At 59.8% G+C, this 13,778-nt stretch carries 12 protein-coding genes; 1 reads left to right on the top strand and 11 read right to left on the bottom strand.

All coding sequences use genetic code 11. The features are described 5' to 3' along the window. Nucleotides 1-37: 37 nt before the first annotated feature. The gene (locus tag AB4N64_RS23985) at nt 38-664 is read right to left on the bottom strand and encodes a class I SAM-dependent methyltransferase (protein ID WP_460119134.1); all 627 of its coding nucleotides are present in this window, start codon (nt 662-664) and stop codon (nt 38-40) included. Between the two features lie 131 nt (nt 665-795). Between AB4N64_RS23985 and AB4N64_RS23980 the strand changes: the two genes are divergently transcribed. Then, nucleotides 796-3,534 carry an RHS repeat domain-containing protein gene (locus tag AB4N64_RS23980; RefSeq protein WP_460119132.1) on the top strand — a complete coding sequence of 913 codons (2,739 nt, stop codon included), beginning with the start codon at nt 796-798 and terminating at the stop codon, nt 3,532-3,534. Between the two features lie 15 nt (nt 3,535-3,549). Here AB4N64_RS23980 and AB4N64_RS23975 read toward each other — a convergent pair whose 3' ends face one another. From AB4N64_RS23975 to tcyJ, 10 genes are all read right to left on the bottom strand, one after another. After that, entirely contained in the window at nt 3,550-4,194 is a 645-nt protein-coding gene (locus tag AB4N64_RS23975; protein ID WP_460119130.1) for a methionine ABC transporter permease, read from the bottom strand. After that, complete coding sequence (locus AB4N64_RS23970; protein WP_460119128.1) at nt 4,184-5,305, bottom strand: methionine ABC transporter ATP-binding protein; 1,122 nt, start codon at nt 5,303-5,305, stop codon at nt 4,184-4,186. The genes AB4N64_RS23975 and AB4N64_RS23970 overlap by 11 nt, the downstream gene beginning before the upstream one ends. A gap of 2 nt (nt 5,306-5,307) precedes the next feature. Next, on the bottom strand, nt 5,308-6,117 hold the full coding sequence (locus AB4N64_RS23965) for a MetQ/NlpA family ABC transporter substrate-binding protein (RefSeq protein WP_460119126.1): 810 nt from the start codon (nt 6,115-6,117) through the stop codon (nt 5,308-5,310). Between the two features lie 98 nt (nt 6,118-6,215). Further along, nucleotides 6,216-7,574 (bottom strand): LLM class flavin-dependent oxidoreductase, encoded by a 1,359-nt coding sequence (locus AB4N64_RS23960; protein ID WP_460119124.1) that lies wholly within the window; start codon nt 7,572-7,574, stop codon nt 6,216-6,218. Beyond that, entirely contained in the window at nt 7,574-8,767 is a 1,194-nt protein-coding gene (locus tag AB4N64_RS23955; protein ID WP_460119122.1) for an SfnB family sulfur acquisition oxidoreductase, read from the bottom strand. Before AB4N64_RS23955 ends, AB4N64_RS23960 begins: the two co-directional genes overlap by 1 nt. A gap of 24 nt (nt 8,768-8,791) precedes the next feature. Beyond that, the gene (locus tag AB4N64_RS23950; protein WP_460119120.1) at nt 8,792-10,033 is read right to left on the bottom strand and encodes an SfnB family sulfur acquisition oxidoreductase; all 1,242 of its coding nucleotides are present in this window, start codon (nt 10,031-10,033) and stop codon (nt 8,792-8,794) included. 286 nt (nt 10,034-10,319) lie between these two features. Next, a complete protein-coding gene (locus AB4N64_RS23945; RefSeq protein WP_460119118.1) occupies nt 10,320-11,060 on the bottom strand; it encodes a hypothetical protein in 741 nt (246 codons plus the stop codon). A 454-nt stretch (nt 11,061-11,514) separates the two neighbouring features. After that, nucleotides 11,515-12,270, bottom strand: coding sequence for an L-cystine ABC transporter ATP-binding protein TcyN (gene tcyN / locus AB4N64_RS23940; protein WP_460119116.1), 756 nt, complete (start codon nt 12,268-12,270; stop codon nt 11,515-11,517). 4 nt (nt 12,271-12,274) lie between these two features. Next, nucleotides 12,275-12,940, bottom strand: a complete 666-nt coding sequence (gene tcyL / locus AB4N64_RS23935) for a cystine ABC transporter permease (protein ID WP_192307450.1) — start codon at nt 12,938-12,940, stop codon at nt 12,275-12,277. Further along, nucleotides 12,940-13,734, bottom strand: coding sequence for a cystine ABC transporter substrate-binding protein (gene tcyJ / locus AB4N64_RS23930; protein WP_460119114.1), 795 nt, complete (start codon nt 13,732-13,734; stop codon nt 12,940-12,942). Before tcyJ ends, tcyL begins: the two co-directional genes overlap by 1 nt. Nucleotides 13,735-13,778: the final 44 nt, after the last annotated feature.

The raw sequence follows: 13,778 nt of genomic DNA, 5'->3' as shown, positions 1-13,778 counted from the left end.
GCGAAGGCGTCAGTTCTCACACTGCAGAATCAAAGCCCTACACCTTGCGCCAAACACTCGCCAACCAAGGCTGCTGCTCGCGCGGCAACCCCGTTGGCCGGTAGTAATGCTCCAACTCCACAAACCCCGCCTCGGTGAGCAACCCGTGCCACGCCGCCAGATCGTGATAGGCCCCATACCGCGAGCCGTTCCAGCCTTCCTGATTCTCGCCACGCGGATTGGAGCTGAACAACACTCCGCCCGGCTTCAAGGTGCCGTGCAATTGCTTCAAAACGCGAGGCAACTCCTGACGGGGAATGTGAAACAGCACCGCATTGGCAAAAATCCCGTCGAAGCGTTCGGCTGGCAGGTCGAGCTTGAGGAAGTCCTGCTGCCACACCTCGCAACCACTGTCCTCGCGCGCCATCTGCGCAAACTTGTCCGAACCATCCAGGCCTACGGCCCGGTGCCCCAAGCGAGTGAAGGCTTGCAGGTCCCGCCCCGGGCCGCAGCCAAAATCCAGAATGTCGAACGGCGCCGCGCCATGGACATGGCGCAACAGCGCGTCGATGTTCTGGCTCACATCATGATCGCGTGTCCCCTCACGAAAGCCTTCGGCCACTGAGTTGTAATGACCCAGCGTGGTGGCGGTGATTTGTTCGAGGTCGGTAGGAGACTGTTTCATGGTCGGCTGCACGGCAATGGGATTTGACCCAATATACGCTATGCCACTGGTCGCCCCTGTTACTTCTAACAGTATCGGTTCGCCGCTCGATGTCTCAGTCTGTGCCGATTGGGGCGAGGGACTGTCAGGCCGTGAATGCTCACCGCGACACACCGACGTTGACCGTTGTGGACCCGCGTTCGCGACCGATCCGCAGCGTCGGTTATTGTCGCCTGGCTGACGGGGAGGACATTGAATCGCGCGTCACCCGTCAGGTTTTCGATGAAGTGGGCCGCACGGTTGCAACCTGGGATCCACGACTTTTCGGCACTTCAACGAAAGCCAATCAGGCGACAGTGTTTGGACTGAGCGGCCAGCCTGTGCTGACGGAGAGTGTGGATGCAGGTTGGCAACTGAAACTGATGAATCACGCAGGTACACTGCACTCGGTTTGGGACGGCCGAGGCAACCAGACGCGATTCGAGTACGACGACCAGCAGCGTCCGCTGACGGTCATTGAACAGATGCGGGTCGTGGATCGGTTCAGTTACGGTGATGGGGCGGCCACGCGAAATCAATGCGGTCGGTTGATTCGTCATGATGATCCGGCGGGCTCCGGCATCATTGATGAGTATGGATTGCTCGGTACTGCGTTGGTTGAAAGTCGGCGCTTTCTCAACGAATTGGAAACGCCCGACTGGCCCCTTGATCTCGAAGAGCGAGAGCAACGGCTGGAAGAGCAGTCCTATGTGACACGCCACGCTTTTCTTCCCACGGGAGATGTTGAACATCAGACCGATGCCATGGGTAACGTCCGAAGCTTCGTTTTTGGCGTGGCGGGCATGAGGCGTGAAAGCTGGTTGTTGCTGGCAGGGAAGCAGCCGCAGTGTCTGATCAGCGATGTTCATCACAACGCCTTGGGTCAGGTCGAAAGCGAAACCGCTGGCAACGGCGTACGAACGCAATGCTTCTACGGCGACGATGATGGTCGCTTGCGACGTTCCGTTGCATCAGTCTCTGGTCAAAACTCTTTGCAGGACCTGAACTACACCTACGATCCGGCCGGTAACATCACCGAACTGGAGGATAAAGCTCAGTCGGTAACCTGGTTCAACAACCAGCGCGTCGAACCGATCATCCGTTACCGTTATGACAGCCTGTACCAACTGATCGAAGCTTCAGGTTGGGAAGTCGTTACTCCGAGCCACGGCCCTGCATTACCCGCCTTACTCCCCATCCCGCTGGACCCCAACCAACGGCGCAACTACACCCAGGGTTTCGACTACGACAAGGCCGGTAACCTGATCAACCGCCATCACAGCAACGTCCCCGGTTTGACGATGTTCACGTCGGCTCACAGCAACCGAAGCCTGCCCCGGCGTGAGGATGGATCGCTGCCCGGCGAGCCCGATATTGACGCGGGTTTCGACGCCGCTGGCAACCAGCTGGCATTACAGCGCGGACAAGTCATGACATGGGACACACGCAATCAATTGAGTCGTGTGACCTTGGTCAGTCGCCACGATGACCCCGGCGATGATGAGCGATACGCCTATGATCGTCCGGGTCACCGGGTGCGTAAGGTAAGCGTGAGCCACAACAGTCGCCGCGCGTTGCAAGTAGAAGTCCGCTACCTGCCCAACCTTGAGATACGCCGTCAGGCTGATGGTGAAGAGCACCACGTGATTTCGATCGAAGCGGGGCGCAGTAGCGTTCGAGCACTGCATTGGCCGCAAGGTGTGTATGCCGATCAACTGCGTTACATCCTTAGCGATCATCTGGGCTCCAGCACGCTCGAACTGGACCAGGACGCGGATGTGCTGACGCAGGAGCACTACTATCCCTTCGGTGGTACCGCTTGCTGGGCGGGCAAGTCCGAATGGGTGGCGAAGTACAAGAACCTGCGCTATTCGTGTCGGGAGCGTGATGCCACCGGGTTGTACCACTACGGGCATCGTTATCTGGCGCCTTGGCTCCAGCGCTGGATCAGCCCAGACCCGGCCGGGCAGGTGGACGGGCCCAATCTTTATGCGATGGTGCGGAACAATCCGATCAACTTCTACGACAGGCAAGGCACGCTGTCGTTTCCGGTGGATATTTTCATCGCCGATATTGTCAATCCGATGAACAAGACCATAGGCACAGGATGGTTCGAAGAGTTGACCTGGAACCAGGAGCAAAGCGCGTTCATGAGTACCGGCCCGGTGTATGGCCGGGGAATGAACGTGATCGAAGGCGAAAATTCCGAGTGGTACCCGTCGTCCTCAGGCCAGGCCATTACCTTGTTTCGCGATCAGCAGGGAAAGCTCCGCCTGTTTGCCAACATGTACTTCCAGCATTTGGGCATGCAGCCGCAAATGGGGCTGCCGGTGTTCGCCGGGATATTGAAAGTCGACGAGCATGATGCGGGCAAATTCATATTCGACAACCATTCCGGGCATTACAAACCCGACTCCACGATCCATGTCGAGGGCTTGATCCGAGAACTCGGGCCGCCGCAGAACGCTGTGAGTTACGCTCCGATTCCTCAAGGCGCGGCGTTTGACTCGACACTCAGAATCAACGCCATCGGCTCGCCCGAAAGCTACGAGCGCCTGGTTAACATGTACAAAAAGGACTTCAATGGTTTGATCTCGTATTTGAAAAAGCAGGGCGTTTGGGAGGCAGCCAAAGAGCGCTGGGGTGAAAGCGCGGGCATGAACATCATCTTCAGGATGGAGGCGACGGGGATGACTGCCCAGCAAATCTACAACGAGGATTTGGCACGCAGTCATGCCCCAGCAGCCACAGCGCAGCCGGCGCCCCGCCCTGCCCAGGACTGGGCGGCCGCACCACCGCATCGGGAAAGACCGAAGAAGTCTTTCTTCAAGTCGTTGTTTGCCAGGCGTTGAAGGGGGCACCCACTCTCACCGTTTGTTCAACCCCCGCGCCAACCGATCCCCACCCAACTGAATCACCGCCACCAACGCCACCAGCAACACGATCACCGTCAGCATGATCTGGCTATCAAAGCGCTGATACCCATACCGATACGCAATGTCCCCCAACCCTCCGGCCCCGATTGCTCCGGCCATGGCCGAGGAGTTGATCATGGTCACCAGGGTGATGGTGAAGCCGCCGACGATGCCGGGGAGCGCTTCGGGCAGGAGCACATGCCAGACGATGTGCCAGCGACGGCAGCCCATGGCCTGTGCCGCTTCGATCAAACCGTGATCGACCTCGCGCAGGCTGACTTCGGCGATCCGCGCGAAGAACGGCGTAGCAGCGATGGTCAGCGGCACCACGGCGGCCCACACGCCGTAGGTGGTGCCGACGATCAGGCGGGTGAAAGGGATCAGCGCGACCATCAGGATCAGGAACGGAATCGAGCGGAACAGATTCACGAATGCGCCCAGTGCACGGTTCAACGCTGGGGCCTGGTAGATGCCGTCCTTGCCGCTGGTGACCAGGATCACCGCCAAGGGAATACCCGCCAGCAGCGCGATCAATGAGGACACACCGACCATCAGGAAGGTGTCGATGAAACCTTGTAGCAAGCGATCAAACCACATAGCCCAGCACCTCGACCTGTTGTGCCCAGTTTTGCGCACGCTGGCGCAACGATTCCGTCCCGAGCGTTGACCCGGACACCGCCAGCACCAATTGCCCCAGTGCATGCCCTTGAATGTGTTCGACACCGCCCTGGAGCAAGCGCACCCGTCCGCCGAGGGCGGCGAACAGGGCGGCGAGGTCCGGTTCATCGGTGGCGCTACCCGTGAGCTGCAGGCGAAGGACCACCGCAGCTTCAGAAGAGGGCGGTTGCACGTGCAGGCGGCTTTGCAACTCGGCCGGCAAGCCATGCTGCAACGGGGCGAGCAAGGTCTTGCTGACCTCGTGCTGCGGGTTGCCGAAGACTTCCCACACAGGCCCTTGCTCGACAATGCGGCCGTGCTCCAGCACCACAACGCGGTCGCAGATGTCGCGGATCACGGCCATCTCATGGGTGATCAGCACAATGGTCAGGCCCAGGCGCCGGTTGATCTCGCGCAACAGGCCGAGAATCGATTGCGTTGTCTCCGGGTCCAGTGCCGAAGTGGCTTCATCGCACAGCAGAATATCGGGGTCGTGCACCAGGGCGCGGGCGATGCCGACGCGCTGTTTCTGTCCGCCGGAGAGCTGCGCCGGGTAAGCCTTGTGCTTGGCTTGCAGGCCCACCAGCTCCAGCAATTCACGGACTTTCTGCTCGCGCTTTTCTTTCGGCACGCCGGCAACCTTCAACGGCAGCTCGACGTTCTGCCACACGGTCTTGGCTGACATCAGGTTGAAGTGCTGGAAAATCATTCCGATGCGTCGGCGCAGCGTCACAAGGCGGTCTTCATCGAACTCGCCGATGTCGACCTGATCGATCAGCACGCGGCCGCTGCTCGGTTGTTCCAGTCGATTGATGGTACGGATCAGCGATGATTTGCCGGCGCCGCTGCGGCCGATGATGCCGAACACTTCACCACGCTGGATCGCCAGGTCGATGCCGTGCAACGCGGCCACTGGACCTTGCTGGCCGTTGTAGGTCTTCCCCAGGCCGATGAAGCGTACGTGCGCGTGATTGAGCTGCGGATGCAGGACTGTTTGTTCAACTTTATGGGGCGCTGGAGTTTCCAGTCGCAGTGGCGTCGCGGCACTCATTCTCAGCTTTCCCAACCGGCTTGATAGAGTTTGCCGTGAGCCTTGTCCAGCGCGGCGCGAACGGCAGGCGAGTGTTGGTAGATGTCGACGAACTTGATCAGCCGCGGGTCGGTTTTGCTCTTGGGCTGAATGACGAACTGAATCACGTATTCCTTGTGGTCCAGGCCGTCGAACAACAGTGCGGAACCGGCATCGAACGTCTTCGCCAGGCGGATGTAGGCCGGGTAACCCTGCACCAGGTCGGCGTCGTCGTAGGCGCGCACCAGTTGCACGGCTTCGACCTGCAGGATCTTGATCTTCTTCGGGTTGGCGATGATGTCTTCTTCGGTGGCCTTGTAGCCCACCCCTGGCTTGAGTGTGATCAGCCCCGCCTTGGCCAGCAGCTGCAAGCCGCGCCCGCTGTTGATGGGGTCGTTGGCGATGGCCACGCTGGCGCCCTCTGGCAGTTCGTCGAAGCTTTTGTATTTCTTCGAGTAGAGGCCGACGTTGTTGATGATCCCTGGCGCGAACGGCACCAGGTCGAAACCGGCAGCGGCCTTGGCGTTTTCCAGGAACGGGATGTGCTGGAAGTAGTTCACGTCGATGTCGCCGGCCGCGAGGCTGACGTTGGGGGCGATCCAGTCAGTGAACTCCACCAGTTCGACTTTCAGGCCTTGTTTGTTGGCTTCATCGACGGCGGCCTCCAGCGGAATGGCGAAGGCGGCGGTGGTGCCGATTTTCAACGGCGCGTCAGCGGCGAAGGTGATGGAGCTGAAAAGGCCGAGGGCCAGGGCCAGTGCTTTGACTGGGTGGGAGAGGGTGTGTTTGGTCATGGTGGTTTTCCAGTCAGTATTTGAAATGTGTGCTGTTTGGTCTGGCCTCATCGCGGGCACGGCCGCTCCTTGTAGGAGCGGGCTTGCCCGCGATGCTTTTAACGCCGGTAAGCCGACCCGGTATGTTGCCCAGGCAAATGATCCCCTTCGCGAAACAGCTTCTGCCGCAAGCTGCCCTGGTCATACGCGGTCTTGTACGACCCGCGCCGCTGCAGCTCGGGGATCACCAGATCAATGAAATCGACATAACTTTCCGGCGTGACAATGCGCGTCAGGTTGAACCCGTCCAGGCCGGTTTCGGCGATCCACGATTCCAGCTCATCGGCCACTTGCTCGGGCGAGCCGACCACGGTGATGTAACGACCGCCGAGGGCGTGTTGTTCAAGCAGTTTGCGGCGGGTCCAGTCGTTGTTTTTCAGGTGCTGAGTGGCCGACTGGATCGCGTTGCTCTTCACGTACTGGATCGGCTCGTCGATGGCGTACTCGGAAAAATCGATCCCGGTGGACGCCGAGAAATGCGCCACGCCGGCCTCGGCACTGGCGTAGCTCAGGTACTCGGCATGCTTGGCCCAGGCCTGTTCCTGGGTGGCGCCGACAATCACGTTCAGGCCCATGAACACTTTGATGTCTTGCGGGTTACGCCCGGCCTCGACAGCGCTGGCGCGTACCTTGTCCACTTGGACACGGGTCGATGGTTTGTCCCGACCGCTGATGAATACGCACTCGGCATGCTGGCCGGCGAAGCGCAGCCCACGGTCCGAACTGCCAGCCTGGAACAGTACCGGGGTGCGCTGCGGCGAAGGTTCGCAGAGGTGATAACCCTCGACCTGATAGAACTCGCCCCTGTGCTCGACCTTGTGTACTTTTTCCGGCTGCGCGTAGATGCGCTGGCTCGGGTCGTTGAGCACTGCGTCGTTTTCCCAGCTGCCTTCCCACAGCTTGTAGAGCACCTGCAAGTATTCGTCGGCCTGGTCGTAACGCCGGTCATGTTCCACCTGCTCCCTCAATCCCATGGCCTTGGCCGCGCTGTCCAGGTAGCCGGTGACAATGTTCCAGCCCACCCGGCCGCTGCTCAGGTGATCGAGCGTCGACATGCGTCGGGCGAACAGGTACGGCGGCTCGTAGGTCAGGTTGGCGGTCAGGCCGAACCCGAGGTTTTTCGTCACGGCCGCCATGGCCGATACCAGCAGTAGCGGGTCGTTGACCGGCAACTGGATCGACTCCTTGAGAGGCACGTCAACTGAGTGCTGGTAGACGTCATACACGCCGACGATGTCGGCGATGAACAGCCCGTCGAACAGGCCACGCTCCAGCAATTGCGCCAGCTCGGTCCAGTAGTCGAGGGTCTTGTATTGGGTAGAGGTATCCCGTGGGTGCGTCCACAAACCATGGTTGATGTGCCCGATGCAGTTCATGTTGAACGCGTTGAGCAGGATCTTCTTTTTCGACCCGGCCATCAGATCGTCCCCCGCAGTGGAGGATTCTCGTCGTTGAGGTAGTAGTTGCCCACGGCGTGATACTTCCAGCGCACCGGGTCGTGCAGCGTGTGGACCCGCGCGTTGCGCCAGTGGCGATCGTAACCGTGTTCGATCAGGGTGGCCTGGCTGCCGGCGAGTTCGAACAGCGTGCTACCAGCCGCGAGGGAGACTTCGGTGCTGATGGCGCGGGCTTCGGCGACTGCAATCGATGCCGCCGCGACCGTATCGGCGCGGGTGTCGGCCTGCGCCTTGTCGAGGAATTCGCCGGCGCGCTCCAACAAGGCCTCGGCGGCATGCAAACGAACGCTCAGGTGGCCGAAGCTCTTGAGGGTCAGCGGGTCTTCGCTGGCTTTTTCATGGGTGGCGTCGATCCACGGGCGCGTCTTGGTCCGCACGAAATGCAGCGCGTCTTCAAAGGCTGCGCGAGCGATGCCAGTGTCGATGGCGGCGTGAAGAATTTGCGCCAGGGGGCCGACCGTGGTCGGGGTCTCGAACGCGCTTTGAAAAGGGATCACATCCTCGGTCGCGACAAATACGTCTTCGAACACCACTGAACCGCTGCCAGTGGTGCGTTGGCCGAAGCCGCTCCAGTCGTCGATCACCGTTAAACCTTTGCTGTCATGGGGTACGAAAGCAAGTTGCTGTACGCCGTTTTCGTCCACCACCGAAGTCGGGATGCGCTGCGCGTAGAGGGCGCCGGTGGCGTAGAACTTGCGCCCGTTGATGCGATAGCCATCACCGTCGCGGCTCAAGCGCGTGGTGCGGTCGTGGGCGGTTTTGGTGCCAAGCTCGGCCAGCGCATTTCCGAAGCGTTGACCGGCGAGTACTTCGGCATAAAGACGCTTTTTCTGCTCGACGCTGCCGGTTACGCGCAGCACTTCGAGGGCGTAAAAATGGTTTTGCGGGATCTGTCCCAGGGAACCATCGGCCTGGGCGATCAGGGCGATCACCTTGGCCAGTGTGACATTGGAAACACCGGCGCCGCCGTATTCCCCGGGCACGCTGATGCCCCACAGGCCAGAGCGGGAAAATACTTCCAGCTCCGGGTACGGCAGACGGCGCTCGCGATCACGCAGTGCGCTGTCGCGTTTGAAGTCTTCGGCCAGGTCAGTGGCGACGATCAGGGCTTGCTCATCGCTGGTGATGACCGCGACGGGACGAGAAAGAGGCATGTGTTTTCTCCAGGTGTCTGGTCGTTAAATCCAGGAATGACGGGCCGGCAATGTGCCGTTCAGTCGGTACGCGCCGACGGCGTGGTATTTCCAACGCACGGGGTCATGCAGGGTGTGCACGCGTGCGTTGCGCCAGTGGCGGTCGAGGTTGAACTCGGCCAGGGTGGCGCGGCTGCCGGCCAGCTCGAACAGCTTCTCGCTGGCCTGCAGCGAGATCTCGGTGGTCAGTACCTTGGCCTCTGCCACGGCAATCGAGGCGCGTGCGGCGGACTCGGCAGTGAGCGGCGCGGCATGCACCTGATCCAGTACTTGAGCGGCCTTGTGCAGCAGCGCCTCGGCGGCGTGCAGTTCGATCTTCAGTTTGCCGATGTCGGCGATCACATACAGGTCATCGCTGGCGCGTTCGACCTTGGCATCGATCCAGGGGCGGGCGCGGGTTTTCACGAATTCGATGGCATCGTCGATGGCGCCACGGGCGATGCCTGCGTCGATGGCCGCTTGAATCAACTGCGACACCGCACCCTGGGTGTTGGGTTTTTCGTTGATCTTCCAGTTGTCCACCACCAGCTCGGCGTCGACCCGCACGTTATTGAGCAGGATGGTGCCGCTGGCGGTCGTACGCTGACCGAACCCGGACCAATCGTCGACGATACGCAGGCCTGGTGTGCCGCGACGAACGAAGGCCAGCACCTGCTTGCCCTCATCGTTCAGTGCCTTGACGGCGACCCAGTGCGCGAACAGGGCGCCGGTGGAGTAGAACTTCTGCCCGTTGATGATATATCCGTCGCCATCAGCGGTGATCCGCGCCTTGAGTTCCAGAGTGTGTTTGGTCCCGCGTTCAGGTCCTGCGTTACCGATGCGCCAGCCCTCGAGTACGCTTTTGAACAGCTGCTTTTTCTGCGCTTCGGTGGCGCTGCCGAGTACCAGATTGAGAATGCCGAACTGGTTCTGCGGGATCTGGCCCAACGCCGGATCGGCAGCGGAAATGATCGCGAACACCTCAGCCAGGGTGACGAACGAAACCTGCGGCCCCCCGTATTCGCGCGGTATGCCAATGCTGCCCAGGCCGCTGCGGGTGAACTGTTCAATTTCTGACCAGGGCAGCTTGCGCTGACGATCGCGTCTGGCCGCCTGCAAGCGGGCGACCTGGGCCAACTCATGGGCTGCCTCGATGGCCTGGGCGTCGTTGCGCAGGACTTGGGCGGGTAACAACAACGGGGCGATGTCCACATCGCTCTGGACGATTGCGTCTGCAAGACTGGACATCAGTGCCGCTCCTTGGCTGCATGCAATGCCCTGGCGATCTGCACTGGGGTGATTGTGTTCCGGACCATACCTACCTCACATCTCATGAACCGCCGCGGGGGCGGCGAAGTAAAAAAAAGAAGGTCCGGTGGTCCGGTTCATATACCCTAAATGCGTATAAAAATTTAATAAACTAGATTTTTGGAATATGGATAGAAGTGTGTCTCTACCCACTGTGTGCCCGGCAACACTTGCTGTTGCAGCAACAGTGAAAAGGCGCACTTCGTTCAGTAACAAGGTGCGAGGTTCAGGATGTTTCCTTCGTCCGGACCATCAGGCACGGGTTGCTGCAGCCGATTTTCAAGGTGCGTGCCGGCGCCCAGCGCGAGTTGTTACCCACCCGGTCAAGGATGCAATAGGTCACTTCGAGTCGCAGGTCTTCACCGGCTTCAAGAATGATCGACGGCGGTACCCAGACATGAATCGGCTGGCCGACTTCGCTGGCCTTGAGCCGTGGCAGGTCCATGCGCGCGTCACCCCAGCGCAGGGTGATTGCGTCATCGACGGCCATGTTCAGGTACGGCTCGATGGTCAGGGGAACGCCGCGTTTGATTTGGTTCGGGTTGACCCCCTGGCGCCGGATGGTTTCCGGGATGCTCACGGGTGCCAGGCTCTGGTTTTCGTCACCACACAAGGGGCACGGTTGGCCACCCGGGCAGTCGAGCTTTACCTGGATGGGCGTCATGGCGGACAGCGCAGGCCCCTGACCTACCTGCATGAGGCGGTAATGAATACGTGAGGAGCCATTGGCAACAAAGCTTTCGGGCACTCGAAGGTTCACCGCTTTGCCGACGTCCTGGTGGGTCAGCACCTTGGAGGCCACGTAGCAGTCGTCCCAGAACAATTCGATCAGATCCCCGTCGTCCATGCCGGGGTAGGGCGCCACTTCGATCAACAGGTGAGACGCCGACGTCGTGTTGATGCCGCTTTTGTGGGATTGCGCCACCCTCGGTGGCGCGAGTTCGGATTTGTTCGTGGGGTTTTTCATTGGGTTCTCCTTGAGGCGAAGCAGCGAAGTCCGTTTCTGAAATAACTGAATGAACGAGTAACAAACGACTCATTACTTTGCATGACAATAAAAAGTATTTGGCTTGATCGGGCGCTAGATAAAAGTGCGCAGGAATAAGTGTCAATAGAGTGAGGGGATGAAGTATCGCATCGGTAGTTATTCAGAAAGCTCCTACGCGTGCGGGTTAATAGGCAGCGCCGCATTGGCGAAGATGGCCACAGAATCCGCCGCTTTTCGCAGCTTTTTACTTCAGTCCTTTACGAAGGCTGGTTTGAATGTCAGTGAATGGTAGGCGACAGGAATTTGTAGCAGGACATAAATATGTACCGCACCAGAAATCGGCGGAGGGCAGAAATTATGAGGGTGCTTACGCAGGGTGTAATGGTCGATTTAACAACTTCCATCCATGGAAGTTTATATGTGCGTGCTGGGTTTAGTTGTGGGTGTTGTTCAGGAATTTGCTAAGAAACTGTTGGGTCCGTACTTCTTTTGGATTGGCAAACAGCGCCTTGGCTTCGCCTTGTTCAACGATCACGCCCTTGTCAAAAAACACCACACGATTGGCCACGTCACGGGCAAAAGCCATTTCGTGGGTGACGATCACCATGGTGCGTTTTTCTTCGGCCAGGCTGCGAATGGTCGACAACACTTCACCCACCAGTTCCGGGTCGAGCGCCGAAGTCGGCTCGTCGAACAGGATCACTTCCGGCTCCATCGCCAGCGCGCGGGCGATGGCCACGCGTTGTTGCTGACCACCGGAGAGGCGTCGCGGGTAAGCGTCTTCCTTGCCCGCCAGCCCGACCCGGGCCAACAACTTCTTGCCCAGGGCAATGGCTTCGGCAGGCGGCGTCTTCTTCACCACGATCGGACCTTCCACGACGTTTTCCAGGGCCGTGCGATGGGGGAACAGGTTGAAGTTCTGGAACACGAAGCCCACATGCTGGCGCAAGCGTCGCACCAGGCTCTGCTGCTGATTCAACGGGCGGTTGCCATCGATCTCGATGTCACCGACCTTGATCCGGCCGCTGCTGGGTTCTTCGAGGAAGTTAAGGCAACGCAGGAACGTGGTTTTGCCCGAGCCGCTCGGCCCGATGATCGCCACGACCTCGCCTTCCTTCACCTCGAGATCGATGCCGTTGAGCACAACGTGACCCTTGAACTGCTTTGTCAGTTTTTCCACGACAATCATGGGGTCAGGACTCCTGGTCGTGCCGATTGACCCGCGCTTCCAACTGGTTCTGCAGGTGCGAAAGCACCGTCGCCAGAACCCAGTAGATCAGCGCGGCGGCCAGATACATGGTGAAAATCTCGAAAGTTCGGGCGGTGATCAACTGCGCCTGGCGGAACAATTCCGGCACCTGGATGGTGGCGGCCAGTGCCGTGTCCTTGACCAGCGAGATAAAACTATTGCCCAGCGGCGGCAGGGCCGTGCGCATGGCCTGCGGCAGGATGGCCCGGCGCAGGGTCTGCGCGCGGGTCATGCCGATGCTGGCCGCGGCTTCCCACTGGCCGCGCTCGATGGAGCTGATGGCGGCACGCAGGATTTCGCAGGCATAGGCCGCCATGTTCAGCGAGAAGCCGATCAGGGCAGCCGGCAGCGGATCAAGTTCGACACCCAATTGCGGCAAGCCGTAATAGATCACGAACAGCTGCACCAGCAACGGCGTGCCGCGAAAGAACGACACGTAGATGCGGGCAATCCAGCTCACCAGTTTGAAGCGCGACAGACGCATCAAGGCCAGGCCGAAGCCCATCAGCAGCCCGAAGAACATGCCGCCCAGGCTGAGGATCACTGTGTAGTACGCGCCCTTGAGCAGAAAGGGCGCGGAATCCAGTGCGAGTTGGAAAGCTTCTTCCATTATTTAGTGACGTCAGCGTTGAAGTATTTCTCGGAGAGTTTGGCCAGGGTGCCGTCGGCACGCAGTTTGTCGATGGCCTTGTTCACAGCGGCCAGCAGCTCTGGTTCACCTTTGCGCAGGGCGATACCGGCTTCCTGACGGGAGAACGCTTCACCGGCGGCGGTGGTGTCCTTGGCTTTCTTGGCGTATTCCAGCGCGGCCAGACGGTCGATCAGGATGGCGTCGATGCGGCCAACACGCAGGTCCTGGAACTTGGTCGGGTCGTCTTCATAGGTGCGCACGTCTGCGCCAGGCACATTGGCTTTGACCCACTGTTCGTAGTTGGTGCCCAGGCCCACGCCGACTTTCTTGCCGGACAGGTCTTGTGCAGTCTTGATGGTGTCCTTGTTCTTGGTCAACACCAGTGCCTGAATACCGGAAACGGTGTACGGCTCGGAGAAGTCATACTTCTTCTTGCGCTCTTCGGAGATGGTCACCTGGTTGATCACTGCGTCCAGGCGCTTGGACTCCAGGGCTGCGAGGATGCCGTCCCATTTGGTCGGTTGCAGTTTGACCTTCACGCCCAGCTCTTTGGCCAGTGCTTCGGAGAACTCCACTTCGAACCCGGCCAGTTTGCCGTCGGCGTCGACGAAACTGAACGGTGGGTAGGTGCCTTCCAGGCCGACGTTGATCACGCCCGCGTCCTTGATTTTTTGCAGCTGCTCACCGGCAACCGCTTGCCCCAGCAGACCGGCGCTCAGCGCCAGGCCCAGCGAACCAACCAGCAGATTTCGACGTAGTGCGGAAAAATTCATGACAAGCCCCTGTGTTTTCTTATGAAGACGCTTCGAGTGTTGGC

It is taken from the genome of Pseudomonas sp. S2_C03, from assembly GCF_054668405.1.
This window is presented reverse-complemented; position numbering and strand designations above follow the sequence as displayed.